The organism is Brevibacillus porteri (assembly GCF_003013475.1).
Taxonomy (GTDB): domain Bacteria; phylum Bacillota; class Bacilli; order Brevibacillales; family Brevibacillaceae; genus Brevibacillus; species Brevibacillus porteri.
This window is the reverse complement of sequence record NZ_PXZO01000009.1, coordinates 1-1,915: the sequence shown is the minus strand read 5'-3', so window position 1 is coordinate 1,915 and position 1,915 is coordinate 1. Positions and strand designations below refer to the sequence as shown.

Genomic DNA, 1,915 nt, shown 5'->3' with positions numbered 1-1,915 from the left:
ACTCGACTCCCCCCGATCTCTACACCGATTTCTCACCAACAGCCATGTATAGCTGTCTGAGAATAGAATGACCTTCCGTATTCAGCATGTTTCGCCATGCCACAGATAGCTTACCCAACGCCTTGCTAGATAAATAACCGTCACGCACCAACTGCACAGGAATGCCTACACCCTCCGACTTTAGAAACATTTCGTACCCGAGTAGCTCACTGTGAGCGCATATGACTTCGAAATCTAAATTTCCAAGTCCGCCTTGCTTGAGGACCGTTGGCAGTTCTCGACCGATTTTCGGGTTGCCGCCTTCCGCATAGCGTGCCGCACAATAGGCATCATACAGCTCTCGCAATTCTGGTACATGTGGGGTGGTCATGATGTGCATCTCGAAATCATTGTCGATAAATACCGCTTTGCCGCCTGGTTTTAATAACCTCGCCACTTCACGAACCGCACCGACTGGGTCGGGTAAATGTTCCAATACGAGTCGGGTAATCGCAAAATCATAGGAATCGCTAGGTAAGCCAGTTTCCATAATCGATCCCGCGACTATTTCAAATCGATCCGATTGCTTTTGTGTCAAATAGTTTCTTGAATAATCAACGAGAAGCGGATCAAGCTCTAATCCCGTCATTCTGCAATTTGTAAACTCCTGCATGACCTTTTCCATTACGAATCCTGGTCCCGAGCCTAGCTCTATCACTGACATTCCATCTGTCAGACCAAACTCGATATAATGCTTCAGCTCTTTATCCCAAAACAACTCCACCTGCGATTTCAAACGTTCTATTTCTACCTCAACATTCGTGGCAATGTTTGCGATTTGATAAGAACCTTCCATGTTATTCCCAACCTCCGCTATTCAGATATAGATTCGCTCAAAAAAGTCAAAATGTGGCCAGCAACAGCTTCCCATTCAGGATCAAGCATCATATCATGACTGATATTTTGGAACAGAACGGGTTCGATTCCGTATGTTTTGCCAATTCGGCGTGTTGTTTTCTCAGAAATCATCCGATCCTGCTTGGAGCCGAGAACCAGTATCGGAGTTTTCGCACGGACGGTTTTTGGAACAATTTTTCCATTCATCTCGGTTCTTGCTTTCAGTGATTCAGGCTGCAAGAGCTTCACCCACTCATCCTTTTTTTCAATCGGCAGCTCCTTGGAAAAAAAGACATTGGCAAGCAGTGATGCATCTCTTTTCTCGTTATATGTAAATAATTGCATAGCTTCTTTAAAATTTTTGATCATCAATCGGAATAAGTCACCCATTCCGCCATGTGGAGAAATCGAGGCAACCAGAACGGTACCTGAGATTATATCTGGATGCTTGTGCAAGATCTTCTGCACAATTCCTCCACCCATGGAGTGTCCGACCAGCACTGGCTTACTTTTTAGACGCCCGATCACTTCAAGAACATCATCCGTGTAATCCTGAAGTGTGTAGGAATGAAGATTTTCATAGCCGTCACTTTCACCGTGTCCACGAAGACTCAGCGCATAGGAAGAAAAGCCTTTGTCAGCAAAATGAAGTGCACCCCTTAGAATAGACATTGGAAAAACCCATAGGGAAATCCGATGTAATTCTAGGGGGTGCTTTTCGTCATGGCAGTGAAAGGACAGAAATTTAAACATTATCCAGAATCACTCAAAGTAGAAGCAGTTCGCTTGCACGTGGAAGAGGGATGGAGCTACAGAAAGATTGCCGAACACCTAGGGGTCCAGGATAAATATCGCGTCAGAACTTGGATGAGGAAGTATCGCGAAAGTGGAGAGGTATCATTCAAGGACGGGCGTGGAAATCCTCATCGGGTTGAAACGGAGCAGGACCGGGAGATTCGGCGTCTACAAATGGAGGTAGATGTTTTAAAAAAGTGGTTACAAATCTTGAATCGGGAGGGTTGGAAAACAAGCACATCGT

General features: G+C 45.3%; 3 protein-coding genes. 1 reads left to right on the top strand and 2 read right to left on the bottom strand.

Features of this window, described 5'->3' with window-relative positions; translation table 11 throughout:
* Nucleotides 1-19: 19 nt before the first annotated feature.
* Both C7R92_RS06670 and C7R92_RS06665 read right to left on the bottom strand, forming a co-directional pair.
* The gene (locus tag C7R92_RS06670; RefSeq protein ID WP_106833639.1) at nt 20-835 is read right to left on the bottom strand and encodes a class I SAM-dependent methyltransferase; all 816 of its coding nucleotides are present in this window, start codon (nt 833-835) and stop codon (nt 20-22) included.
* A gap of 17 nt (nt 836-852) precedes the next feature.
* A complete protein-coding gene (locus C7R92_RS06665; protein ID WP_244195670.1) occupies nt 853-1,548 on the bottom strand; it encodes an alpha/beta hydrolase in 696 nt (231 codons plus the stop codon).
* 51 nt (nt 1,549-1,599) lie between these two features.
* Between C7R92_RS06665 and C7R92_RS06660 the strand changes: the two genes are divergently transcribed.
* On the top strand, nt 1,600-1,915 hold a 316-nt coding region (locus C7R92_RS06660; protein WP_106833638.1), incomplete at its 3' end, for a helix-turn-helix domain-containing protein.

What these genes read in the sequence shown, in the direction of transcription:
- C7R92_RS06670 (WP_106833639.1), bottom strand. Translation starts at nt 835, where the DNA reads ATGGAAGGTTCTTATCAAATCGCAAACATTGCCACGAATGTTGAGGTA.
- C7R92_RS06665 (WP_244195670.1), bottom strand. Translation starts at nt 1,548, where the DNA reads ATGTCTATTCTAAGGGGTGCACTTCATTTTGCTGACAAAGGCTTTTCT.